The sequence below is a fragment of the Stenotrophomonas maltophilia group sp. msm4 genome (assembly GCF_032025605.1).
GTDB lineage: Bacteria > Pseudomonadota > Gammaproteobacteria > Xanthomonadales > Xanthomonadaceae > Stenotrophomonas > Stenotrophomonas sepilia.
The window spans coordinates 638,490-660,053 of record NZ_JAVSKK010000002.1; the positions used below are offsets into that span (position 1 = coordinate 638,490).

Genomic DNA, 21,564 nt, shown 5'->3' on the forward strand with positions numbered 1-21,564 from the left:
CTGAATCATGATCCAGATGCAGAGCTACCTTGACGTCGCGGACAATTCGGGTGCCAAGCAGGTGATGTGCTTCAAGGTGCTGGGTGGTTCCAAGCGCCGTTACGCCGGTATCGGCGACATCATCAAGGTCACCGTGAAGGATGCAATTCCGCGCGGCAAGGTCAAGAAGGGTGAAGTGTATGACGCCGTCGTGGTGCGTACCCGCAAGGGTGTGCGTCGCGCCGACGGTTCGCTGATCCGCTTCGACGGCAACGCTGCCGTCCTGCTGAACAACAAGCAGGAGCCGATCGGTACCCGTATCTTCGGGCCGGTGACCCGTGAACTTCGTTCGGAGAAGTTCATGAAGATCGTCTCGCTCGCTCCCGAAGTGCTGTGAGCGACAGGAGATAATCATGGCTAACCGTATCAAGAAGGGCGACCAGGTTGTCGTCAACGCTGGCAAGGACAAGGGCAAGCAGGGCGAAGTCGTCCGCGTCGACGGCGACCGCGTGGTCGTCGCCAACGTGAACATCGTCAAGCGCCACACCAAGCCGAACCCGCAGGCAGGTGTTGCCGGCGGCGTGGTCGAGCGCGAAGCTTCGATCCATATCTCCAACGTGAACGTGCTGAACCCGGCTTCGGGCAAGGGCGAACGCGTTGGCTTCAAGGTGCTGGAGGATGGACGCAAACTGCGTGTGTTCCGCTCCAGCGGTGAGGCGCTCGACGCCTGAGGAATGTGAAGATGACTTCCCGTCTCGAAAAGATCTACAAGGAAGAAGTGGTGCCGGCGCTGATGAAGCAGTTCGGCTACACCAATCCGATGGAAGTACCGAAGCTCGTCAAGGTCACCCTGAACATGGGTGTGGGCGAGGCTGCCACCAACAAGAAGATCCTGGAAAACGCCGTCGCGGACATGACCAAGATTTCCGGCCAGAAGCCGGTTGTCACCAAGTCGCGTATCTCGGTTGCGTCGTTCAAGATCCGTGATGGTTGGCCGATCGGCTGCAAGACCACGCTGCGTCGCCACAAGATGTACGAGTTCCTGGACCGCCTGATCAACATCTCGCTGCCGCGCGTGCGCGACTTCCGTGGTGTTTCCGGTCGTTCCTTCGACGGCCGCGGCAACTTCAACATGGGTGTGAAGGAGCAGATCATCTTCCCGGAAATCGACTTCGACGCCGTCGACGCGATCCGCGGTATGGATATCGCCATCACCACCACTGCGAAGACCGACGCGGAAGCGAAGGCGCTGCTGGCAGCGTTCAAGTTCCCGTTCCGTAACTGATCTGTCGAGGAAACCGAAATGGCAAAGACCTCCATGGTCAACCGCGACATCAAGCGGGAAAAGCTGGCCAAGAAGTACGCTGAGAAGCGTGCGGCTCTGAAGAAGATCGTGTCCTCCGTGGACGCGACCTACGAAGAGAAGATCGACGCCGCAACCAAGCTGGCCAAGCTGCCGCGCGATTCGTCGCCGAGCCGTCAGCGCAACCGTTGCGAGCTGTCGGGTCGTCCGCGTGGCGTGTACAGCAAGTTCGGCCTCGGCCGCAACAAGCTGCGCGAAGCCACCATGCGTGGCGACGTCCCGGGCCTGCGCAAGGCCAGCTGGTAATCCCAGCCGGCCCTGCGATCAGGAGCCCCCTCGGGGGCTTCTGAACCGGGGAGGGAGGCGTTCAGCTTCCTTTCTGCGAAAAAACCCGAAGAGCCCGGCGCAAGTCGGGCTCTTTTGGCGTATACTCCCGCGTCTTGCCCTGCGCAAACGGGGTTGTAGGAGTGGGCCCCGGCCCGCTGCATCAAGGGACCTGGCCCGTTTCCAGGAGACAACAGATTTTCGCGAAAGCGGATATCGGTGCACTCAAAGGTACTCATATGAGCATGACTGATCCCATCGCCGACCTGCTGGTCCGCATCAAGAATGCGGCTGCGGTTGGCAAGCAGACGGTGAAAGCCCCGTCGTCCAAGATCAAGGTTGCGATCGCCCAGGTCCTGAAGGACGAGGGTTACATCACCGACCTGCGCGTGACCCAGCTGGAAAACAACAAGTCCGAGCTGGAAATCGTGCTGAAGTATTTCGAAGGCAAGCCGGTCATCGCGACCCTGAAGCGCTTCTCGCGTTCGGGCCTGCGCCAGTACCGCGGCAAGAGCGAGCTGCCGAAGGTCATGAATGGCCTGGGCATCTCCATCATTTCCACCTCCAAGGGCATCATGACTGATGCGCAGGCGCGCCAGCTGGGCGTCGGCGGCGAAGTCCTGTGCTTCGTGGCCTAAGGCGAAAGGAGTAGAACTATGTCCCGCGTAGCCAAGAAGCCCGTCACCCTGGGTAAGGTCGAACTGAACGTCCAGTCGGAAAGCATCACCGTCAAGGGCCCGAAGGGCACCCTGTCGCTGGTCAAGCCGGCCGGTATTGCCATCAACGTCGACAGCGGCGTTGCCACCCTGAGCACCGAGAGCGCCGACCTGGTCGCGCTGACCGGTACCGTGCGCGCGATCCTGGCCAACATGGTCAAGGGCGTGTCCGAAGGCTTCGAGCGCAAGCTGGAGCTGGTCGGCGTGGGTTACCGTGCTGCCATGCAGGGCAAGGATCTGAGCCTGTCGCTCGGTTTCTCGCATCCGGTCGTGTTCGTGGCACCGGAAGGCATCACCATCTCCACCCCGACCCAGACCGAGATCCTGGTCCAGGGCGCTGACAAGCAGGTCGTCGGTGAAGTCGCCGCCAAGATCCGTGCGTTCCGCAAGCCGGAGCCGTACAAGGGCAAGGGCGTGAAGTACTCCGACGAAGTCATCATCCGTAAGGAAGCCAAGAAGGCCTAATTAGGCGCTTCCGCTTTCAAGGAAAAAACATCATGAACAAGAACATCGCCCGCCTGCGTCGCGCCAAGTCGACCCGCGCCCACATCCGTGAGCTCGGCGTCGCCCGCCTGTCGGTGCTGCGCACCGGCCAGCACCTGTACGCCCAGGTCTTCACCGCTGACGGTTCGAAGGTGCTGGCTGCCGCCAACACCACCCAGACCGACGTCAAGGAAGGCCTGAAGAACGGCAAGAACGCCGATGCCGCTGCCAAGGTCGGCCGCATCGTTGCCGAGCGTGCCAAGGCCGCCGGCATCGAAAAGGTTGCCTTCGATCGTTCGGGCTACCGCTACCACGGCCGCATCAAGGCCCTGGCAGAAGCCGCCCGCGAAGCCGGCCTGCAGTTCTAAGGGACAAGGGCAGGGGGCCGATGGCCTCCTGCCTGCCTGCTCGCCAGCCTGAGCGAGGCTGGACGGCGCCGCTCTTCTGCAGCGGTCCACCGGAACAACGCGTCACTCCACAACCATAAGCGGCCTCGAGCCGTACATACCCAAACAACCAAGGAATCAACATGGCAGAAGAGCGTCAGCAGCGGGGTCGCGATCGCGACCGTAACCGCGAAGAGAAGATCGACGACGGCATGATCGAAAAGCTGGTCGCGGTCAACCGCGTCAGCAAGACCGTCAAGGGTGGCCGCCAGTTCACCTTCACCGCCCTGACCGTGGTCGGCGACGGCGAAGGCAAGGTCGGTTTCGGTTATGGCAAGGCCCGCGAAGTGCCGGTCGCCATCCAGAAGTCGATGGAACAGGCCCGCAAGAACCTGGTCAGCGTTGACCTGAACAACGGCACCCTGTGGCACACCATCAAGGATGGTCACGGCGCAGCCCGCGTGTTCATGCAGCCGGCTTCGGAAGGTACTGGCGTCATCGCCGGCGGTGCCATGCGCGCCGTGCTGGAAGCCGTTGGCGTGAAGAATGTGCTGGCCAAGGCCACCGGTTCGCGCAACCCGATCAATCTGGTGCGCGCCACCGTGAAGGGCCTGACTGCTGCGCAGTCGCCGGCCCGCATCGCGGCCAAGCGCGGCAAGAAGGTGGAGGAACTCAACCATGGCTAATGAGTCCAACAAGACTGTGAAGGTCCGCCTGGTGCGTGGCCTGCGTGGCACCCAGTCGCGTCACCGCCTGTCGGTGCGTGCCCTGGGCCTGAACAAGCTCAACGATGTGCGTGAACTGAAGGACAGCCCGCAGGTGCGCGGCCTGATCAACAAGGTTCAGTACCTCGTCCAGGTTGAGGAGTAATCGACCATGACTCTGCGTCTCAATGAACTGAGCCCGGCACCGGGCGCCCGCACCGAGCGCACCCGCGTCGGCCGCGGTATCGGCTCGGGCCTGGGCAAGACTGCCGGCCGCGGCCACAAGGGTTCGTTCGCCCGCAAGGGTGGCGGCAAGATCAAGGCTGGCTTCGAAGGCGGCCAGACCCCCATGCAGCGTCGTCTGCCGAAGATCGGCTTCCGTTCGCCGATCGCCAAGGACACCGCTGAAGTGCTGCTGTACGCGCTGGACAAGCTGCCGGCCGGTGAGATCGACTTCGCCGCCCTGCGTGCTGCCAAGCTGGTCCCGAGCACTGCCAAGAAGGCCAAGGTCGTCGTCAAGGGCGAAGTGACCAAGGCGTTCACCCTGAAGGGTATTGCTGCCACGGCTGGTGCCAAGGCTGCGATCGAAGCTGCCGGCGGCAGCGTAACGGAGTAAGAAAATCATGGCGCAAGCTGGCATCGGTAACCTCGCGGGCGGAATGGGCAAGTTCACTGAACTTCGCCAACGTTTGCTGTTCGTCGTCGGGGCTTTGATCGTCTATCGCATCGGCTGCTACGTGCCGGTGCCGGGCGTCAATCCCGATGCCATGCTTGCCATGATGCAACAGCAGGGCGGCGGCATCGTGGACATGTTCAACATGTTCTCGGGCGGCGCCCTGCACCGTTTCAGCATCTTTGCGCTGAACGTGATGCCGTACATCTCGGCATCGATCGTGATGCAGCTGGCCGTGCACATCTTCCCCGCCCTGAAGGCGATGCAGAAGGAAGGTGAGTCCGGCCGCCGCAAGATCACCCAGTATTCGCGCATCGGCGCCGTGCTGCTGGCAGTGGTGCAGGGCGGTTCGATCGCGCTGGCCCTGCAGGGGCAGGTTTCGCCGTCGGGCGCTCCGGTCGTGTACGCCCCCGGCATGGGCTTCGTGCTCACCGCGGTGGTCGCACTGACTGCCGGCACCATGTTCCTGATGTGGGTCGGTGAGCAGGTCACCGAACGCGGTATCGGCAACGGCGTGTCGCTGATCATCTTCGCCGGTATCGTCGCCGGCCTGCCGGGTGCGGTCATCCACACCTTCGACGCCTACCGCGACGGCAACATCCAGTTCATCCAACTGCTGCTGATCGCTATCGTCGTGCTCGCTTTCACCTTCTTCGTGGTGTTCGTGGAGCGCGGCCAGCGCCGGATCACGGTCAATTACGCGCGCCGCCAGGGCGGTCGCAACGCGTACATGAACCAGACCTCGTTCCTGCCGCTGAAGCTCAACATGGCCGGCGTCATCCCGGCGATCTTTGCCTCGAGCCTGCTGGCCTTCCCGGCCACCCTGGCCATGTGGTCCGGCCAGGCTGCCAACCAGAGCAGCTTCGGTCAGGTCCTGCAGAAGGTCGCCAATGCCCTGGGCCCGGGCGAGCCGCTGCACATGATCGTGTTCGCTGCGCTGATCACCGGTTTCGCGTTCTTCTATACCGCGCTGGTGTTCAATTCGCAGGAAACCGCCGACAACCTGAAGAAGTCGGGCGCTTTGATTCCGGGCATCCGTCCGGGCAAGGCCACCGCCGACTACATCGACGGCGTGCTGACCCGCCTGACCGCGGCCGGCTCGGCCTACCTGGTGATCGTCTGCCTGCTGCCGGAACTGATGCGCACGCAGCTGAATGCCTCGTTCTACTTCGGTGGCACGTCGCTGCTGATCGTGGTGGTGGTGGTGATGGACTTCATCGCCCAGGTGCAGGCACACCTGATGTCCCACCAGTACGAGAGCCTACTGAAGAAGGCCAACCTGAAGGGCGGCAACCGCGGCGGTTTTGCCCGCGGCTGATAGGCCTGTTATACTTTCGTCTTCCTGACGTGATGGTCCCTCCGCTTCGCGGATTCCGGCCACACAAACGAAGGGCGGCCCCCGCAGCGGTTCCGGGTGGGGGTGTGATGAGGTGGTCCCGCGCTGGAGTAGCGCGGGCGGCCCCGGGGGAAACCCCAGGTCCAACCCCATCCGGCGCCGGAGCCTGGGCACACTCCCCAGGCCGGGTTCATGAAACCAATGGTTTCACGGGCTTCCATGTAAACCGGAACCTTGTTAGTATTGCTAGTTCACTTTTTTGATCCATCCTGCCGGATTGGCGTGCCCGAGGCGCGCTGTCGGCCATCACTCAGCTGGAGAACCGCGTCATGGCGCGTATTGCAGGCGTCAACCTGCCAGCCCAGAAGCACGTCTGGGTCGGGTTGCAAAGCATTTACGGCATCGGCCGTACCCGTTCGAAGAAGGTCTGCGAAGTCGCAGGCGTTGCTTCGACCACCAAGATCCGCGATCTGTCGGAGCCGGAAATCGAGCGCCTGCGCGCCGAAGTCGGCAAGTACATCGTGGAAGGCGATCTGCGCCGTGAGATCGGCATCGCGATCAAGCGCCTGATGGACCTGGGCTGCTACCGCGGCCTGCGTCACCGTCGTGGCCTCCCGCTGCGTGGCCAGCGCACCCGTACCAACGCCCGCACCCGCAAGGGTCCGCGCAAGGCGATCAAGAAGTAAGGGACTGAGAAATGGCTAAGCCCGCTGCTAAGACCAAGAAGAAGATCAAGCGCGTCGTCACCGACGGCGTTGCCCACGTCCACGCTTCGTTCAACAACACCATCGTCACCATCACCGATCGCCAGGGCAATGCTCTGTCGTGGGCGACCTCCGGTGGCGCTGGCTTCCGCGGTTCGCGCAAGTCGACCCCGTTCGCTGCCCAGGTGGCTGCTGAAAAGGCCGGTCGTGCTGCGCTGGACTACGGCGTGAAGTCGCTGGAAGTCCGCATCAAGGGCCCGGGTCCGGGCCGTGAGTCGGCCGTGCGTTCGCTGAACAACGTCGGCTACAAGATCACCAACATCATCGACGTGACGCCCATCCCGCACAACGGGTGCCGTCCGCCGAAGAAGCGTCGCGTCTAAAGGGAGCGATAAGAAATGGCTCGTTATATCGGTCCTACCTGTAAGCTCGCCCGCCGCGAAGGCGCCGACCTGTCCCTGAAGAGCCCGGCGCGTGCGCTGGACTCCAAGTGCAAGCTGGAGCAGAAGCCCGGCCAGCACGGCGCCACTGCCCGCAAGGGCAAGCTGTCCGACTACGCCACCCAGCTGCGTGAAAAGCAGAAGGTCAAGCGTATCTACGGCCTGCTGGAGCGTCAGTTCCGCAACTACTACAAGAAGGCCTCGACCAAGAAGGGCAACACCGGCGAGAACCTGCTGCAGCTGCTGGAAACCCGCCTGGACAACGTCGTCTACCGCATGGGCTTCGCCGTGACCCGTCCGGCTGCCCGTCAGCTGGTGTCGCACCGCGGCGTCACCGTGAATGGCAAGTCGGTCAACCTGGCTTCGTACCAGGTCAAGGCTGGCGACGCCATCGCTCTGTCCGAAAAGGCTGCCAAGCAGCTGCGCGTCCAGGAAGCCCTGACCGTCGCCGCCCAGCATGACCTGAGCCCGTCGTGGGTTGAAGTGGATTCCGGCAAGTTCACCGGCATCTTCAAGGCTGTTCCGGATCGTTCGGATCTGCCTGCGGACATCAACGAAGCGCTGATCGTCGAGCTGTATTCGAAGTAATTCACATTGGAGAGCCCCCGGCGACGGCCGGGGGTTCACTAGGAGAACCCGCAACATGACGGTTACCGCCAACCAGGTTCTGCGTCCTCGCGGTCCGCAGATCGAACGCCTTACCGACACCCGTGCAAAGGTCGTTATCGAACCTTTGGAGCGGGGTTACGGGCATACGCTGGGCAACGCCCTGCGTCGCGTGCTGCTGTCGTCCATCCCGGGCTTCGCCATCACGGAAGTCGAAATCGACGGCGTGTTGCATGAGTACACCACGGTCGAAGGTCTGCAGGAGGACGTGCTCGAAGTCCTGCTCAACCTGAAGGATGTGGCCATCCGTATGCACTCCGGCGACAGCGCCACCCTGTCCCTGTCCAAGCAGGGCCCGGGCGTTGTCACCGCTGCCGACATCAAGGTCGACCACAATGTGGAGATCCTGAACGGCGACCATGTGATCTGCCACCTGACCAAGGACACGGCAATCAACATGCGTCTGAAGATCGAACGTGGTTTCGGCTACCAGCCGGCTGCCGCGCGTCGTCGTCCGGACGAAGAAACCCGTGCCATCGGCCGCCTGGTCCTGGATGCCTCGTTCTCGCCGGTCCGCCGTGTCGCCTATGCCGTGGAAGCGGCGCGTGTCGAACAGCGCACCGACCTGGACAAGCTGGTCATCGATATCGAGACCAACGGCACCATCGATGCCGAGGAAGCCGTGCGCACCGCCGCCGACATCCTCAGCGACCAGCTGTCGGTGTTCGGTGACTTCACCCACCGCGACCGCGGTGCGGCCAAGCCGGCCAACAACGGCGTGGATCCGGTGCTGCTGCGCCCGATCGACGATCTGGAGCTGACCGTGCGTTCGGCCAACTGCCTGAAGGCTGAAAGCATCTACTACATCGGCGATCTGATCCAGAAGACCGAAGTGGAGCTGCTGAAGACCCCGAACCTGGGCAAGAAGTCGCTCACCGAGATCAAGGAAGTGCTGGCTCAGCGCGGCCTGTCGCTCGGCATGAAGCTGGAGAACTGGCCGCCGGCCGGCGTCGCCAGCCACGGCATGCTGGGCTGATATCGGCAATGCCTGAAGGCTCCACCGTTCGCGGTGGGGCCTTCAACGCAACACAACATGCCACGACGAACCCCAGGTTCGCGGGCAGGTCGTCCAGGACGGGCGGCCAGGACCATCCGCAGTCCGCGCAGCAACGCCAGGATGGCGACAACGATCCGCACAGCCTCATCATTAACCAAGGAATATCACCATGCGTCACCAGAAGTCTGGCCGTAAGTTCAGCCGCACCAGCGCCCACCGCGAAGCGATGTTCAAGAACATGGCCGCCTCGCTGTTCAAGCACGAGCTGATCAAGACCACCCTGCCGAAGGCCAAGGAACTGCGCCGCGTTGCCGAGCCGCTGATCACCCTGGCCAAGGTCGACTCCGTCGCCAACCGCCGTCTGGCTTTCGCTCGCCTGCGCGACAACGAAGCCGTGGGCAACCTGTTCACCATCCTGGGCCCGCGCTACGCGAACCGTCCGGGCGGCTACCTGCGCCTGCTGAAGTGTGGCTTCCGCGCTGGCGACAACGCGCCGATGGCCTACGTCGAGCTGGTTGACCGTCCGGTCGTGGCCGAGGAAGTGGCCGAGTAATCGGACCGCTCCAACGCGACACAGCGAAAGCCCGGCCTCTGCCGGGCTTTTGCGTTTCTGCGGGATCTGACCCGCACCGTTCCGACAGGCGTCACCTGTGGCGGTTCGAATGGCATGCACTCTCGGTTACGCTTGGCGCCTTGATCCATTCGAGCGTTGACGATGAATCCACTGCGCTGGCCCTTCCGCGCCCAGTTCTTCCTGGGCTTCCTGATCTGCGCGGGCCTGCTGGGCTACGCGATCTTCCTGCAGCTGAAGATGGGCCTGGAGCCGTGCCCGCTGTGCATCTTCCAGCGGCTGGCGTTCGCCGCGCTGGGCCTGCTGTTCCTGATCGGTGCACTGCACGGGCCCTCCAACCGTCCTGGCCGGGCAACCTACGGCGTGCTCGCCTTCATTGCCGCCGCGGTCGGCGTAGGCATCGCTGCGCGCCACGTCTACGTGCAGATGCTGCCACCGGAGATGGGTGCGACCTGCGGCCCGCCGCTGAGCTTCCTGCGCGAGACCATGGGGCCGCTGGAAGTATTCCGCACGGTGCTGACCGGTACCGGCAACTGCGGCAATATCGACTGGACGTTCCTGGGCCTGACCATGCCGATGTGGTCGGGCGTGTGGTTCGTGCTGCTGGCGCTGTGGGCGTTGGTGGTGTCGCTGCGCAAGGTCAAGCGCTGAACTAAGGCGGGGTCGGAGCCCTCTCCTGCGGAAAGGGGTCCGACCCCAGGCACCCTGGCGTCCTCAGAAATCCTGCTGCAGGCTCAGGTAGGCGCCACGGCGCGGTCCCCACTGCGGGGCGAACACGCCGACGCCACCGCCATCGCGCAGTTGGTAGCTGCGGTCCAATGCATTGATGACCGCCAGCTGCACATGCAGCGGATGGCCGCTGCCGGCATTGAAGTCATGCCCGGCGCTGAGGTTCACCTGCAGGTAGGACGGCAGCTCGCCGCCGTTGGGCACGCCCTCGATGTCCGAACGCAGGCCGCTACCGAACACGTAGTTGGCGCCGACCCGGTTGTGTCCGGCAAAGGCGTAGCTGAAGCCACCCGATGAGGTCAGCTTCTGGTCGTGGTCGAGGTGGATCCAATGGTTGGCCACATAGGCCAGCGCGTCCGGATCGAGGTTGTACTGGCTGGTGATGACCTGGGTGCCGATGGCCTTGTTGTACGCTGCGTTGACGTAGGCGCTGAACGGACCGTCGCTGTAGTCGGCACTGAACTCCAGGCCATGGATATGGCCGCGGCGGTAGTTGAACGTCGAGTAGATGTAGGCGGCACCGAACTGGCCTTCGTCCTGCAGGCGCGCGACGCGTCGGTCATAGGCATCCAGGCCCAGGGTCAGGTGTTCGCCCACCTGCTGCGACACGCCGATGTCGTAGTAGTCGCTGCGCTCGGCCAGTGGCGTGTTGTTGCCGCCGCTGGGTTGCTGGTTGGTGGTGCCGTCGTACAGCGCGATGTCGCTGCTGGCGATCAGCTCACTGGCCGGTGGCGTGAAGTAACGCGAATAGCCGGCATGCACGGTGGTGCTGTCGCTGGCATTCCAGGCCACGCCCACGCGGGGGCTGAGCTGGCCCTCGGTGTGGCCAAAGGCCTTGTAGCGATCTCCGCGCAGGCCGTAGTTGACGGTCCAGTCGTCGCCGATCTTCCATTCATCCTGCACGTACAACGCCTGCGTGCTGGCATGGAAGGCACTGTGGTCAGGTATCAGCAGCGGCGTGGTGCTGGATTGCTGGCCGGCGTCATCGACCGGAAACACCCAGCTGCTGTTGTTCGCACGCGCGTTCTCGTAATTGCCGTACAGGCCATAGCGCAGCGTGTGGTCGCTGCCCAGCGGGGTGGAGAAATCGGCCTGCAGCGTGTTGGCGCGGTTGCTGCGCTGCACCTGCGAGGCGACGCCACTGAATACCAGGTCGCCGATGACATCCGGGTTGAACGCCACATCGCTGTAGCGCTGCCCGGCTGACAGCTGGTAGGCGGTGCTGCCCAGCGCGCCCTGCAGCACCAGCATGCCGAAGCGGGTGGTCTCGCGCTGGGTTTCATCCAGCTGGCTGGAGTCGAAGGTGGTGGTGTCCAGGTAACCGAACTGCGGGGTCTGGCCGGGGTTGACCGGGATCTGCAAGCGATTGTTGGCGAAGCCGGCGAACACGCTCAGGCGCGTGTTCTCGTTGACCAGGTAGGTGAGGTCAGCGAACGCTTTGCCTTGGTGGGTGTCGTCGTGCAGCGGCTTGCGCGAGCGGGTCGGGTTCTCCAGGCCAACCTCGTTCTGGTCGTAGTTGCCAGTAAGGAACCAGCTCCATCGCCCCTGGTTGCCCCACCACGAGGCATTCGGATTGATCTTGCCGAACGAGCCTGCGGTCAGACCGGCGCTGCCGCCATTGCCGAGCTCGGCGCCATTGCGGGTGGTGATGTCGACCACTGCAGCGGTGCGCTCGCCGAACTGCGCCGGCAGCGCGCCATCCATCAGGCGGATGCTCTTGATGGTGCGGGCATCCAGTGTCTGGCCGAAGCCGGAGATCGATTCGGGCAACAGCACGCCATTGATGCGGTACTGCAGATTGGCGTGGTCGCCGCGCACGTGCACGCCGCCATAGGAATCCTGGACCACGCCCGGGGCCTGCAGCAGTACCTGGCTGAGCGGCGCGGAGGCACCCAGCGGCTGCTTCTGGATGTCCTCGGCGGTGATCTGGTACTGGCTGCTGCCGATGTCCGGCGACAGCGCGTTGCGGGCCTGGTCGAGCTGGGCGTGGACGGTGACTGCGTCCAGATCCTTGACGGAGGAAGAGGTGTCGTCGGTCGTTGCGGCGAAGGCGGGCAGGCTGGCCAAGGCCAGGGCGAAGGCAATGCCGGTAGCGAGGGGTGAGGGCTTCATGGTGAGAGAGGGGGCGGCTGGGCGTGGAAGGGGCCGGTCCATGACGTGGAAGTGTTACTCCGTAACAAATCATGCGCCTGTCCCGTGCGGCTGACCATGCTGGATCTGGCTGCCGGCGCTGGCCTTTCCCTGCCGTTCAGGTGGCTGGGGCGGTGGGTGTGGGCCTTTGCGTCAGCGGCTGGCTCTGCGACCATGACCGCCCCCCACCCCGGAAGTCTGCAATGAGCCTGTCCGCCGTTCCACCCGCGTCCGATCCCGCCGCGACCACCGCTGGCGCTGCCTGGTCGCCGGAGAGCTGGCGTGGCAAGACCGCGCTGCAGATGCCGACCTACCCGGACCCGGTGGCATTGGACGCCGCTCTGCACGAGCTGAAGCGGCTGCCGCCGCTGGTCACCTCGTGGGAGATCCTGGCGTTGAAGCAGCAGCTGGCCGAGGCCCAGGAAGGCAAGCGCTTCCTGCTGCAGGGCGGCGACTGCGCCGAGAACTTCAGCGACTGCGAATCGGGCACCATCTCCAACCGCCTGAAGGTACTGCTGCAGATGAGCCTGGTGCTGGTGCACGGCCTGCGCCAGCCGGTGATCCGCGTGGGCCGCTTCGCCGGCCAGTACGCCAAGCCGCGCTCGGCCGACACCGAGACCCGCGACGGCGTGACCCTGCCCAGCTACCGCGGTGATGTGATCAACGCACCGGCGTTCACCGAAGCGGCGCGCCTGCCGGACCCGAAGCGGATGCTGCAGGCCCACGCGCATTCGGCGATGACGATGAACTTCGTGCGTGCGCTGATCGACGGCGGTTTCGCCGACCTGCACCACCCCGAATACTGGAATCTGGAGTGGGTAAGCCACTCGCCGCTGGCGGCCGAGTACCAGAAGATGGTGGCCTCGATCGGCGATGCGGTGCACTTCATGGAGACCCTGGCCGGGGCCCGCGTGCACAATCTCAACCGCATCGACTTCTACACGTCGCACGAAGCCCTGCTGCTGCCCTACGAGCAGGCGTTGACCCGCCAGGTGCCGCGCCAGCAGGGCTGGTTGAACCTGAGCACGCATTACCCGTGGATCGGCATGCGCACGGCCGCGCTCGATGGCGCGCACGTGGAGTACCTGCGTGGCGTGCGCAATCCGATTGCGATCAAGGTGGGCCCGTCGGTGACGCCGGACCAGCTGCTGCGCCTGATCGATGTGCTCAACCCACATGACGAGCCGGGCCGCCTGAGCTTCATCCACCGGATGGGCGCAACGCAGATCGCAGAGAAACTGCCGCCGCTGCTGGACGCGGTCAAGCGTGATGGTCGCCGCGTGCTGTGGGTGTGCGATGCGATGCATGGCAATACCGAAAGCACCGCCAACGGTTTCAAGACACGCCGCTTCGACAACGTGCGTGGCGAGGTGGAGATGTCGTTCGACCTGCATGCCGCCGCCGGTACGCGCCTGGGCGGTGTGCACCTGGAACTGACCGGCGAGGACGTGACCGAGTGCATCGGCGGCGCGCGCGAACTGACCGAGCGCGACCTGGAGCGTGCGTATCGTTCGACGGTGGACCCGCGGTTGAACTACGAGCAGTCGCTGGAGATCGCGATGGCGATCGTGCGCAAGCAGGAGCAAGTGCGGTAAGTGCGTTGCGGCAGGGCTTGCAGCCCTGCACCTGCCGAATCAACGTCAACTTCAACGTCAAACGCGGGCATTCCGTGGGAAGGCGGGGTGGTATCGGAGTGCGGGGACGCCGCAAGTACGTCCTTGTAGGCTTGGCAGCCGCTTGCTCGTGTGCGCTTTTCTGCGCACACGGCAAGACCGGGGTTGGGCGTCCTGCCCAACCCGCCCGAGGCATGCCTCGGGCCCATGCGGCTGACACCCCGCACTCCGACACCGCCCCGCCTCTGACGAATTCCGGCGGCTGCGGGTAAGTGTCGACCTTGGTCGACACGGTAGATCCACGCCATGCGTGGATGCTTTTGGAATCCAATTCGAAATATTCGATTCCGATGGAGATTCATCCACGCATGGCGCGGATCTACTGCAGATCGCGGAGATCTGTCGTAGGCGGGGTGGGTCCGGTTGCGGGGGCGTGAGCCGCATGGATGCGGCGACCGAGCTTACATGGGTGAGGGCGCTTTGCTTGCGAAGCACTGCTTCGCAAGCGCCCGAACGCACAGCCGCCAGCGGCTGGGCCGGGCCCCGGAGGGGTACTTGCAGCGCCCCCCGCAACCGGACCCACCCCGCCATCCCACAGCAAACCCGCTTCTGCTTCGGCTGTTGCTGTTGCCGTTGCTGTTGCTTCGGCTTCTGGGCAGGTGCAGGGCTACAAGCCCTGCCGACCAACACCCTCCTTACAAACGACTGACGTGACGCTCATGCGCCATGCGCGAGGCTGTCCACTTGCTTGTTCGACTGGAGGTGGCAACGGTGCACTGGCAGAGCGCACAGGCCTACGCATGGCCGTTGGGTTTGGCCGCATTGGTGGGCGGTATCGGCGCGTGGCTGATCCTGTGGATCTACCATCGGCTGAAAGGGCGTGATCGGCGGCGCGCGCGCATCGGGCGTGTGCTCGGGCTGCCAATGGCCACCGCATGGCCGCTGCTGCTGTTGATCCCTGCATTGCAGGCCACGCCGCTGCAGGATCCCCTTCTGGGCAACCTGCAACGGGTGCTGCATATCGCACTGACCGCCTGCTTCATCTGGTTGCTGGTACGCGCAGTGGCAGCGGGTGAGCGGGCCATCCTGCGCAGCCATCCCATCGATGTCTCCGATAATCTGGAAGCGCGCCGCATCCAGACCCAGACGCGGGTGCTCAGCCGTGTGCTGATGGGCGGCATCATCGTGCTGGGCACTTCGCTGGTGCTGCTGACCTTCCCCATGGTGCAGAAGATCGGCACCGCGCTGCTGGCCTCGGCGGGCCTCATCGGCCTGGTGGCCGGTATCGCCGCAAAGCCAGTGTTCGGCAACCTGATCGCTGGCCTGCAGATTGCAGTGACCCAGCCGATCCGGCTGGACGATGTGGTGATCGTCGAGGGCGAGTGGGGACGCATCGAGGAGATCGGCAGCAGCTACGTGGTGGTACGCATCTGGGACGAGCGGAGGATGGTGGTGCCGCTGACCTGGTTCATCGAGAACCCCTTCCAGAACTGGACCCGGCGCAGCGCCGATCTGCTCGGTACGGCGTTTCTGTGGCTGGACTATCGTGCCCCGATCGCGGCGATCCGCGCTGAGCTGGAGCGCATCTGCCGGGGTGAGGCATTGTGGGATGGCCGGGTCTGCGTGACCCAGGTGACCGAAACCAGCGAGCGTGCGATCCAGGTGCGCCTGCTGGTGAGTGCGCGCAGCTCTGGCGACGCGTTCGACCTGCGTTGCCTGGTACGCGAGCGCATGCTCGATTTCCTCGCACGTGAGCATCCGCAGTCGCTGCCGCAGCTGCGTGCGCGGCTGCAGCATGCTGACGAGCTGGACATGCCGCGTGGTCCACGCGCACGTACTGCAGATGTGCGTTCGCCGGGGGCTGAAGACGGTGAGGCGGCAATCGTGCCGATGGAGCCGGAACCCGAACGGTAGCGCCGGCCAGCGGCCGGCACTACCGGATCAAGGCTCGCCGGCGTCGATCAGCGTGTCGGTGCCGAAGTGCGGTGGCCGCCGCGCGCGGGTGCGCTGTTCGTAGGCGTACGCCATTTCGATCAGCTTCGGTTCGCTCCAGGCGGTGCCCATGAACAGCAGGCCGACCGGCAGGCCATCGATCTGGCCCATCGGCACGCTGAGGCTGGGATAGCCGGCGACGGCGGCGGCACTGTAGCTCTCGCCGGGGAAGTCGTCGCCTTCGCTGCGGATCGGCCACGCCACGCCGGTGGTAGGCGCGACCAGGGCGTCGAGCTGGTGGGCGGCGAGGGCGGCATCGATGCCTTCCGGGCCCGCCAACCGGCGCGCATCGCTGCGTGCGCGGATATAGGCGGGGTCGGCCAAGCCAGCGGTAGCGTCAGCTTCCACCAGCAGTTCCTGGCCGAACAGGCCCAGTTCCTGCTTGCTGTGCGCCCGGTTGAAGGCGATCAATTCGGCCAGGCTGTGCAGGGGAGCGCGGTGGGCGCTGAAGTAACGCTCCAGCCCGGCCTTGAACTCGTACAGTAGTACCTTGCGTTCGGCGTCGGCCCAGGCGCCCTGGTTGGGCAGCTCCACCGGCACCACGACGGCACCGGCCCGACGCAGCTCGGTGGCGGCGTGTTCGATCAGTGGCGGCATGCCGCGGTATTTCAGCAGCGGCGTCTGCAGCAGGCCGATGCGCTTGCCACGCAGTCCCTGCGGATCCAGCCGCGCGGTGTAGTCGTACACCGCACGGCCGGGCATGGTTGCGGTGGCCGGGTCGGCATCATCGCGGCCGGCAATTGCGGTCAGTACGGCCGCAGCGTCGGCGACGCTGCGTGTCATCGGCCCCGCAGTATCCTGGCTGAAGGAAATCGGGATGATGCCATCGCGGCTGACCAGGCCGACGGTCGGCTTGAGGCCGACGATGCCATTGATCGCCGCAGGGCAGACGATGCTGCCGTCGGTTTCGGTGCCGATCGCCACGCTGGCCAGGTTGGCGGCGACCGCTACCGCGCTGCCGCTGCTGGAGCCGCAAGGCGAGTGGCTGAGGCGATAGGGATTGCGGGTCTGGCCGCCGCGCGCGCTCCAGCCGGACACCGAATCGTTGCCGCGGAAATTGGCCCATTCGCTGAGATTGGTCTTGCCCAGCACCACGGCCCCGGCCTCGCGCAGGCGCCGCACCAGATACGCATCGTCAGGGCGGAACCCCTGCAGGGCCAGAGAGCCGGCACTGGTGGCCATCGGCGCCGCGTTGATGTTGTCCTTCAGCAGTACCGGGATGCCGTGCAGCGGGCCACGCAGGCGTCCATCGCGGCGCTCGCGGTCGCGCGCCGCGGCTTCCTTCAGGGCATCGGGGTTGAGCTCGATCACCGCGCGCAGGCGGGGGCCGGCCCGATCCAGGGCGGCGATGCGCTGCAGGTAGGCCTGGGTCAGGGTGGTGCTGTCCAGTTCACCGGCGGTCATCCGCGCCTGCAGGTCGGCAACATCGGTTTCAGCGTACGGGAACGGCACGTTGCGGCTCGCAGGTTCGGCCGCATGCGCGCTGGGCGTGGCCGGGCTGCAGCCAGCCGAAAGCAGCGCAGGCAGCGCGGCGAGCAGGCAGGTCAGCAGAGGCGGCAAGGACGGGCGCATGGGGCGGCTTGGTCGGCTCCAATCCCCAGTGTAGCCGGTGCTCAGCGGTGGCGCTTGCGCAGGTCGCGGGCGAGAACGTAGACCACGATCAGGTTGATCGCCAGGATCGTCCACGACGGCCAGCCGGGGTGGCGGATGATCGCGAAGATGTCGAAGGGCAGGTACAGCGAGGCAGTCAGGCAGCCCAGCCAGGAGGCCCAGGCCTTGGCCCGCCACAAGCCCCAGGCTTCGACCAGGTGCAGCAGGCCGTAGCCGATCATCCCCGCCGCGGCCAGGTGGACCGCGTCGGGGCTGATCATATGCAGCAGCGAGGGCAGGGTGCCATGGTCCGGATCCAGGCTGAAACGCCGGATCAGGACCATGATGCCGTGCCGAAGCGGCTGCGGTCCGAGCACTTCCAGCCCGGTGGCGGCCAACAGCGCCAGCATCGCCTTGCTCGCTTCGAGCAGGGCGATGACGTGCAGACCCGGATGCCGGTGTGGATCCGGGTTGTAGCCGCTCTGGTTCACGGGGTGCTGGCTCAGCCGCCGCGCGAAGCCTTCTTGCGGTCGCTCTCGGTCAGGAACTTCTTGCGCAGGCGGATCTCCTTCGGGGTGATCTCGACCAGCTCGTCGTCTTCGATGAAGTCCAGGGCCTGTTCCAGCGAGTACTTGATCGCCGGGGTCAGCTGGATCGCATCGTCCTTGCCGGAAGCGCGCATGTTGGTCAGCGGCTTGGTCTTGATCGCGTTGACGGTCAGGTCGTTGTCCTTGGAGTGGATGCCGACCAGCTGACCTTCATACACGTTGTCGCCTTCGGCAGCGAAGAGCTTGCCGCGTTCCTGCAGCGGGCCCAGCGAGTAGGCCGGCGTGACGCCCGGCGCATTGGCGATCATCACGCCGTTGATGCGCTTGGCGATGGCGCCCTGTTCCTTCGGGCCGTAGTGGTCGAACACGTGGAACAGCAGGCCCGAACCCTGGGTCAGGGTCTTGAACTCGTTCTGGAAGCCGATCAGGCCACGGGCCGGGATCTGGTACTCCAGGCGCACGCGGCCCTTGCCGTCCGATTCCATGTTCTTCAACTGGCCCTTGCGGGTGCCCAGCTTTTCCATCACGCCGCCCTGGTGGACTTCTTCGATGTCCACCACCAGCTGCTCGATCGGCTCCATCAGCTGGCCGTCGATTTCCTTGATGATCACTTCCGGGCGCGACACGGCCAGCTCGTAGCCTTCGCGGCGCATGTTCTCGATCAGCACCGACAGGTGCAGTTCGCCACGGCCCGAGACCAGGAACTTGTCGGCGTCTTCCAGCTGCTCGACCTTCAGGGCCACGTTGTGGACCTTTTCACGGTCCAGGCGGTCCTTGATCTGGCGGCTGGTCAGGAACTTGCCACCGGACAGGTCCTTGTTGCCGGCGAACGGCGAATTGTTCACCTGGAAGGTCATCGAGATGGTCGGCTCGTCGACGGTCAGCGCAGGCAGGGCTTCCGGGAAGTCCGGTGCGCAGATGGTGTCGGAGATGGTCAGCTCCTGGATGCCGGAGATGGCCACGATGTCGCCGGCCTCGGCCGAATCCTGCTCGATGCGCTCCAGGCCCATGAAGCCCAGCACCTGCAGCACCTTGCCGTTGCGCTTCTTGCCTTCACGGTCGATGACCGCGACCTGCATGTTCTTCTTCAGGGTGCCGCGCTGGATGCGGCCGATGCCGATCACGCCCACGAAGTTGTTGTAGTCCAGCTGGCTGATGCGCATCTGGAACGGGCCTTCCGGGTCCACTTCCGGCTTCGGCGCGTGCTGCATGATCGCTTCGTACAGCGGGGTCATGTCGCCGTCGCGCACGGTGTCTTCCAGGCCCGCGTAGCCGTTCAGGCCCGAGGCGTAGACGATCGGGAAGTCCAGCTGCTCGTTGGTGGCACCGAGCTTGTCGAACAGGTCGAAGACCTGGTCGATCACCCACTCCGGACGGGCGCCCGGACGGTCGACCTTGTTGACCACGACGATCGGCTTGAAGCCCATCGCGAAGGCCTTCTGGGTCACGAAGCGGGTCTGCGGCATCGGGCCGTCCATCGCATCGACCAGGATCAGCACGGTGTCGACCATCGACAGCACGCGCTCGACCTCACCGCCGAAGTCGGCGTGGCCGGGGGTGTCGACGATGTTGATCCGGTTCTTGATGCCGGTCTTCTTGTCTTCCCAGGTGATGGCGGTGTTCTTGGCCAGGATGGTGATGCCGCGTTCCTTTTCCTGGTCGTTGCTGTCCATCACGCGCTCGGCGAGGACGGTGCGCTCGGACAGGGTGCCGGACTGCTTCAGCAGCTGGTCGACCAGGGTGGTCTTGCCATGGTCGACGTGGGCGACGATGGCGATGTTGCGAAGATTTTCGATGGACATACGAAAGGGGGCCAGTCGGCGCCGGATTTGGAAAAAGAAGTCCAACATTATACGTCGAACTTGACGATTCGCGAAAAGGTGGATTTCACGCCGGCCAAACGGCCCATTCAGCTGGCTGTCCACCGCTTCGGCCGAGGTCGCCAGGACGGCCCCTCGGCTCACCTTCCCCTGGCTGAAGGCGGGGGCTCCACCGATGGTCGAAGGCACCGCCGCCACGAGGCAGGTGTAAACTAGGTGGCTAGACGCATTCCCCTTTGCACCAAGGATCTTCATGTCCCTCATCGCCACTTTCGACACCACCCAGGGCCCGATCAAGGTCGAGCTGTTCGCCGACAAGGCGCCACTGACCGTGGCCAACTTCGTGAACCTGGTCAAGCACGGCTTCTATGACGGCCTGATCTTCCATCGCGTGATCGCCGACTTCATGATCCAGGGCGGCTGCCCGCAGGGCCGTGGCACCGGCGGCCCGGGCTACAAGTTCGAAGACGAGAAGAATGGCGTGAAGCACGAGGTCGGCTCGCTGTCGATGGCCAACGCCGGCCCGAACACCAACGGCAGCCAGTTCTTCATCACCCACATCAAGACCGATTGGCTGGACGGCCGCCACACCGTCTTCGGCAAGGTCCTGGAAGGCCAGGCCATCGTCGATTCGGTCAAGCAGGGCGACGTGATCCATTCGATCACCCTGGAAGGCGACGTCGACGCCGTGCTGGCCGCGCAGGCCGACCGCGTCGCGGAGTGGAACAAGCACCTCGCCGCCTGACCCCCTTTCGAAACGGCCACCCACGGGTGGCCGTTTCCCTGTTCCCCGCCGCCCGCCCGGCCTGCGTGGCCATGCCCGCGGCGCCCCATCAAACGCTTGCAAGCAAGAGGAAACCCCCATGAAAGCACCCGTTCGTGTTGCCGTGACCGGCGCCGCCGGCCAGATCGGTTATGCCCTGCTGTTCCGCATCGCCTCCGGCGAAATGCTGGGCAAGGACCAGCCGGTCATCCTGCAGCTGCTGGAACTGCCGGTCGACAAGGCCCAGGCCGCCCTGAAGGGCGTGATGATGGAGCTGGAAGACTGCGCGTTCCCGCTGCTGGCCGGCATGGTTGGCACCGATGACGCCGAAGTCGCGTTCAAGGACGCCGACATCGCCCTGCTGGTCGGCGCACGTCCGCGTGGCCCGGGCATGGAGCGCAAGGACCTGCTGCTGGAGAACGCCAAGATCTTCACCGCCCAGGGCGCCGCGCTGAACAAGGTCGCCAGCCGTGACGTGAAGGTGCTGGTGGTCGGCAACCCGGCCAACACCAATGCCTACATCGCGATGAAGTCGGCTCCGGACCTGAAGCCGGAGAACTTCACCGCCATGCTGCGCCTGGACCACAACCGCGCGCTGAGCCAGCTGTCGGCCAAGCTGGGCAAGCCGGTCGGTGGCATGGAGAAGCTGGTGGTGTGGGGCAACCACAGCCCGACCATGTACCCGGACTACCGTTTCGCCACCGCCGACGGCGCCTCGATCGCCGATGCGATCAACGACCAGGAGTGGAACGCCAACACGTTCATCCCGACCGTCGGCAAGCGCGGCGCGGCGATCATCGAAGCCCGTGGCTCGTCCTCGGCCGCTTCGGCCGCCAATGCCGCCATCGACCACGTGCGTGACTGGGTGCTGGGCAGCAACGGCAAGTGGGTCACCATGGGCGTGCCGTCCGACGGTTCCTACGGCATTCCGGAAGGCGTGATCTTCGGTTTCGCGGTGACCACCGAGAACGGCAAGTACACCCTGGTCAAGGATCTGCCGATCGACGACTTCAGCCAGAAGTACATCGACAAGACCCTGGCCGAGCTGGAAGAAGAGCGTGCCGGCGTCGCCCACCTGCTGGGCTGATGCAGGCGGT

Annotated in this window: 25 protein-coding genes; 21 read left to right on the plus strand and 4 right to left on the minus strand. The window is 64.8% G+C overall.

From position 1 onward, the window contains the following. Positions 1-7: 7 nt before the first annotated feature. From rplN to ROV93_RS12115, 17 genes are all read left to right on the plus strand, one after another. A complete protein-coding gene (rplN, locus tag ROV93_RS12035) occupies positions 8-376 on the plus strand; it encodes a 50S ribosomal protein L14 (protein WP_010483978.1) in 369 nt (122 codons plus the stop codon). Positions 377-392: 16 nt separating this feature from the next. After that, positions 393-710, plus strand: a complete 318-nt coding sequence (gene rplX / locus ROV93_RS12040) for a 50S ribosomal protein L24 (RefSeq protein WP_004154490.1) — start codon at positions 393-395, stop codon at positions 708-710. A gap of 11 nt (positions 711-721) precedes the next feature. Continuing rightward, on the plus strand, positions 722-1,264 hold the full coding sequence (gene rplE / locus ROV93_RS12045) for a 50S ribosomal protein L5 (RefSeq protein ID WP_005415416.1): 543 nt from the start codon (positions 722-724) through the stop codon (positions 1,262-1,264). 18 nt (positions 1,265-1,282) lie between these two features. Beyond that, positions 1,283-1,588, plus strand: coding sequence for a 30S ribosomal protein S14 (rpsN, locus tag ROV93_RS12050; protein WP_005408209.1), 306 nt, complete (start codon positions 1,283-1,285; stop codon positions 1,586-1,588). 257 nt (positions 1,589-1,845) lie between these two features. Continuing rightward, positions 1,846-2,244 (plus strand): 30S ribosomal protein S8, encoded by a 399-nt coding sequence (rpsH, locus tag ROV93_RS12055; RefSeq protein ID WP_005408210.1) that lies wholly within the window; start codon positions 1,846-1,848, stop codon positions 2,242-2,244. Between the two features lie 18 nt (positions 2,245-2,262). Next, the gene (gene rplF / locus ROV93_RS12060; RefSeq protein WP_049416175.1) at positions 2,263-2,787 is read left to right on the plus strand and encodes a 50S ribosomal protein L6; all 525 of its coding nucleotides are present in this window, start codon (positions 2,263-2,265) and stop codon (positions 2,785-2,787) included. 32 nt (positions 2,788-2,819) lie between these two features. Beyond that, the gene (gene rplR, locus ROV93_RS12065) at positions 2,820-3,173 is read left to right on the plus strand and encodes a 50S ribosomal protein L18 (protein ID WP_004154495.1); all 354 of its coding nucleotides are present in this window, start codon (positions 2,820-2,822) and stop codon (positions 3,171-3,173) included. A 161-nt stretch (positions 3,174-3,334) separates the two neighbouring features. Next, on the plus strand, positions 3,335-3,877 hold the full coding sequence (gene rpsE / locus ROV93_RS12070) for a 30S ribosomal protein S5 (RefSeq protein ID WP_005415419.1): 543 nt from the start codon (positions 3,335-3,337) through the stop codon (positions 3,875-3,877). Beyond that, positions 3,870-4,061, plus strand: a complete 192-nt coding sequence (gene rpmD, locus ROV93_RS12075) for a 50S ribosomal protein L30 (protein ID WP_005408214.1) — start codon at positions 3,870-3,872, stop codon at positions 4,059-4,061. Before rpsE ends, rpmD begins: the two co-directional genes overlap by 8 nt. Before the next feature lie 6 nt (positions 4,062-4,067). Further along, positions 4,068-4,511 (plus strand): 50S ribosomal protein L15, encoded by a 444-nt coding sequence (rplO, locus tag ROV93_RS12080; RefSeq protein WP_004154498.1) that lies wholly within the window; start codon positions 4,068-4,070, stop codon positions 4,509-4,511. 7 nt (positions 4,512-4,518) lie between these two features. After that, positions 4,519-5,886, plus strand: coding sequence for a preprotein translocase subunit SecY (gene secY, locus ROV93_RS12085; protein ID WP_005415420.1), 1,368 nt, complete (start codon positions 4,519-4,521; stop codon positions 5,884-5,886). Between the two features lie 347 nt (positions 5,887-6,233). Continuing rightward, positions 6,234-6,590: a 30S ribosomal protein S13 gene (rpsM, locus tag ROV93_RS12090; protein WP_004154500.1), complete on the plus strand. Its 357-nt coding sequence runs from the start codon at positions 6,234-6,236 to the stop codon at positions 6,588-6,590. Between the two features lie 11 nt (positions 6,591-6,601). Then, positions 6,602-6,991 (plus strand): 30S ribosomal protein S11, encoded by a 390-nt coding sequence (gene rpsK / locus ROV93_RS12095; RefSeq protein WP_004145443.1) that lies wholly within the window; start codon positions 6,602-6,604, stop codon positions 6,989-6,991. Between the two features lie 15 nt (positions 6,992-7,006). Then, a complete protein-coding gene (gene rpsD / locus ROV93_RS12100) occupies positions 7,007-7,636 on the plus strand; it encodes a 30S ribosomal protein S4 (RefSeq protein ID WP_004145446.1) in 630 nt (209 codons plus the stop codon). 55 nt (positions 7,637-7,691) lie between these two features. After that, on the plus strand, positions 7,692-8,690 hold the full coding sequence (gene rpoA / locus ROV93_RS12105) for a DNA-directed RNA polymerase subunit alpha (protein WP_005408216.1): 999 nt from the start codon (positions 7,692-7,694) through the stop codon (positions 8,688-8,690). Between the two features lie 190 nt (positions 8,691-8,880). Next, entirely contained in the window at positions 8,881-9,264 is a 384-nt protein-coding gene (gene rplQ / locus ROV93_RS12110; protein ID WP_005408217.1) for a 50S ribosomal protein L17, read from the plus strand. Positions 9,265-9,426: 162 nt separating this feature from the next. After that, positions 9,427-9,933, plus strand: coding sequence for a disulfide bond formation protein B (locus ROV93_RS12115; protein WP_005415421.1), 507 nt, complete (start codon positions 9,427-9,429; stop codon positions 9,931-9,933). 63 nt (positions 9,934-9,996) lie between these two features. Here ROV93_RS12115 and ROV93_RS12120 read toward each other — a convergent pair whose 3' ends face one another. After that, positions 9,997-12,123 carry a TonB-dependent receptor gene (locus ROV93_RS12120; RefSeq protein WP_072169159.1) on the minus strand — a complete coding sequence of 709 codons (2,127 nt, stop codon included), beginning with the start codon at positions 12,121-12,123 and terminating at the stop codon, positions 9,997-9,999. Positions 12,124-12,344: 221 nt separating this feature from the next. Between ROV93_RS12120 and ROV93_RS12125 the strand changes: the two genes are divergently transcribed. After that, positions 12,345-13,736, plus strand: coding sequence for a 3-deoxy-7-phosphoheptulonate synthase class II (locus ROV93_RS12125; protein WP_072169160.1), 1,392 nt, complete (start codon positions 12,345-12,347; stop codon positions 13,734-13,736). 744 nt (positions 13,737-14,480) lie between these two features. Beyond that, positions 14,481-15,668 (plus strand): mechanosensitive ion channel family protein, encoded by a 1,188-nt coding sequence (locus ROV93_RS12130; RefSeq protein WP_194433967.1) that lies wholly within the window; start codon positions 14,481-14,483, stop codon positions 15,666-15,668. 27 nt (positions 15,669-15,695) lie between these two features. Here the strand turns inward: ROV93_RS12130 and ROV93_RS12135 are convergent, their stop codons facing one another. Genes ROV93_RS12135 through typA form a run of 3 tightly spaced genes read right to left on the minus strand, consistent with a single transcriptional unit; the run spans position 15,696 to position 19,686 of the window. Continuing rightward, the gene (locus ROV93_RS12135; RefSeq protein ID WP_072169161.1) at positions 15,696-17,318 is read right to left on the minus strand and encodes an amidase; all 1,623 of its coding nucleotides are present in this window, start codon (positions 17,316-17,318) and stop codon (positions 15,696-15,698) included. Positions 17,319-17,359: 41 nt separating this feature from the next. Next, complete coding sequence (locus ROV93_RS12140; protein ID WP_005415426.1) at positions 17,360-17,827, minus strand: DUF2127 domain-containing protein; 468 nt, start codon at positions 17,825-17,827, stop codon at positions 17,360-17,362. An 11-nt stretch (positions 17,828-17,838) separates the two neighbouring features. Beyond that, complete coding sequence (gene typA / locus ROV93_RS12145) at positions 17,839-19,686, minus strand: translational GTPase TypA (RefSeq protein WP_061480552.1); 1,848 nt, start codon at positions 19,684-19,686, stop codon at positions 17,839-17,841. A 271-nt stretch (positions 19,687-19,957) separates the two neighbouring features. Between typA and ROV93_RS12150 the strand changes: the two genes are divergently transcribed. Together ROV93_RS12150 and ROV93_RS12155 are read left to right on the plus strand one after the other, a co-directional pair. Continuing rightward, a complete protein-coding gene (locus tag ROV93_RS12150; protein ID WP_005408225.1) occupies positions 19,958-20,449 on the plus strand; it encodes a peptidylprolyl isomerase in 492 nt (163 codons plus the stop codon). A 118-nt stretch (positions 20,450-20,567) separates the two neighbouring features. Then, positions 20,568-21,554 carry a malate dehydrogenase gene (locus tag ROV93_RS12155; protein WP_005415428.1) on the plus strand — a complete coding sequence of 329 codons (987 nt, stop codon included), beginning with the start codon at positions 20,568-20,570 and terminating at the stop codon, positions 21,552-21,554. Positions 21,555-21,564 lie beyond the last annotated feature (10 nt).

Bases quoted from the DNA above. Each gene is read 5' to 3' on its own strand.
- rpsE (WP_005415419.1), top strand. From the start codon at position 3,335: ATGGCAGAAGAGCGTCAGCAGCGGGGTCGCGATCGCGACCGTAACCGC.
- rplO (WP_004154498.1), top strand. From the start codon at position 4,068: ATGACTCTGCGTCTCAATGAACTGAGCCCGGCACCGGGCGCCCGCACC.
- rpsM (WP_004154500.1), top strand. From the start codon at position 6,234: ATGGCGCGTATTGCAGGCGTCAACCTGCCAGCCCAGAAGCACGTCTGG.
- ROV93_RS12150 (WP_005408225.1), top strand. From the start codon at position 19,958: ATGTCCCTCATCGCCACTTTCGACACCACCCAGGGCCCGATCAAGGTC.
- rpsH (WP_005408210.1), top strand. From the start codon at position 1,846: ATGAGCATGACTGATCCCATCGCCGACCTGCTGGTCCGCATCAAGAAT.
- rplR (WP_004154495.1), top strand. From the start codon at position 2,820: ATGAACAAGAACATCGCCCGCCTGCGTCGCGCCAAGTCGACCCGCGCC.
- ROV93_RS12155 (WP_005415428.1), top strand. From the start codon at position 20,568: ATGAAAGCACCCGTTCGTGTTGCCGTGACCGGCGCCGCCGGCCAGATC.
- rpoA (WP_005408216.1), top strand. From the start codon at position 7,692: ATGACGGTTACCGCCAACCAGGTTCTGCGTCCTCGCGGTCCGCAGATC.
- secY (WP_005415420.1), top strand. From the start codon at position 4,519: ATGGCGCAAGCTGGCATCGGTAACCTCGCGGGCGGAATGGGCAAGTTC.
- rpsK (WP_004145443.1), top strand. From the start codon at position 6,602: ATGGCTAAGCCCGCTGCTAAGACCAAGAAGAAGATCAAGCGCGTCGTC.
- rplQ (WP_005408217.1), top strand. From the start codon at position 8,881: ATGCGTCACCAGAAGTCTGGCCGTAAGTTCAGCCGCACCAGCGCCCAC.
- ROV93_RS12130 (WP_194433967.1), top strand. From the start codon at position 14,481: ATGCGCGAGGCTGTCCACTTGCTTGTTCGACTGGAGGTGGCAACGGTG.
- ROV93_RS12135 (WP_072169161.1), bottom strand. From the start codon at position 17,318: ATGCGCCCGTCCTTGCCGCCTCTGCTGACCTGCCTGCTCGCCGCGCTG.
- ROV93_RS12120 (WP_072169159.1), bottom strand. From the start codon at position 12,123: ATGAAGCCCTCACCCCTCGCTACCGGCATTGCCTTCGCCCTGGCCTTG.
- rpsD (WP_004145446.1), top strand. From the start codon at position 7,007: ATGGCTCGTTATATCGGTCCTACCTGTAAGCTCGCCCGCCGCGAAGGC.
- rpsN (WP_005408209.1), top strand. From the start codon at position 1,283: ATGGCAAAGACCTCCATGGTCAACCGCGACATCAAGCGGGAAAAGCTG.
- rplN (WP_010483978.1), top strand. From the start codon at position 8: ATGATCCAGATGCAGAGCTACCTTGACGTCGCGGACAATTCGGGTGCC.
- ROV93_RS12125 (WP_072169160.1), top strand. From the start codon at position 12,345: ATGAGCCTGTCCGCCGTTCCACCCGCGTCCGATCCCGCCGCGACCACC.
- ROV93_RS12115 (WP_005415421.1), top strand. From the start codon at position 9,427: ATGAATCCACTGCGCTGGCCCTTCCGCGCCCAGTTCTTCCTGGGCTTC.
- rplF (WP_049416175.1), top strand. From the start codon at position 2,263: ATGTCCCGCGTAGCCAAGAAGCCCGTCACCCTGGGTAAGGTCGAACTG.
- rplX (WP_004154490.1), top strand. From the start codon at position 393: ATGGCTAACCGTATCAAGAAGGGCGACCAGGTTGTCGTCAACGCTGGC.
- rpmD (WP_005408214.1), top strand. From the start codon at position 3,870: ATGGCTAATGAGTCCAACAAGACTGTGAAGGTCCGCCTGGTGCGTGGC.
- typA (WP_061480552.1), bottom strand. From the start codon at position 19,686: ATGTCCATCGAAAATCTTCGCAACATCGCCATCGTCGCCCACGTCGAC.
- rplE (WP_005415416.1), top strand. From the start codon at position 722: ATGACTTCCCGTCTCGAAAAGATCTACAAGGAAGAAGTGGTGCCGGCG.